The sequence below is a fragment of the Enterobacter cloacae complex sp.6700776 genome, from assembly GCF_048284255.1.
In the GTDB taxonomy this organism is placed as follows: Bacteria; Pseudomonadota; Gammaproteobacteria; order Enterobacterales; family Enterobacteriaceae; genus Enterobacter; species Enterobacter intestinihominis.
On sequence record NZ_JBLVYK010000119.1, the window covers coordinates 1 to 326 of the forward strand.

Sequence of the window (326 nt, forward strand, 5' to 3'; positions counted from 1 at the left end):
ATTCCTGGCTCTTTCAACCAGTCTTCCAAGAGGAGGGAGAATAGCCAAAACACTAACAGAGCTTAAGCTTCCTGACATTAAAGTGGCTAACAATAAGCTGCTTATTGATGTATCAGTAAGCATGCCGGCAGCCATTGCGCTTGATATAATACTACCCCATATGAGCAAGAGTATTTTCACGGAAAAGCTAGCAGCCAATTTCGGCCTCGCGGCCGGCCCGCTTCTCAATTGAGCATATAATTTTTCCGCAGCCAAAACCTGCTCAGGTTCAGGCTTGGTCCTTACAGACTGGTATTCAACAATCGAACCATTCTTAGCTATTGGCG

General features: G+C 45.7%; 1 protein-coding gene. It reads left to right on the forward strand.

The window, feature by feature from the left end:
• On the forward strand, nucleotides 1–232 hold a 232-nt coding region (locus ACNQ0T_RS23480; RefSeq protein ID WP_417930412.1), incomplete at its 5' end, for a hypothetical protein.
• Nucleotides 233–326 lie beyond the last annotated feature (94 nt).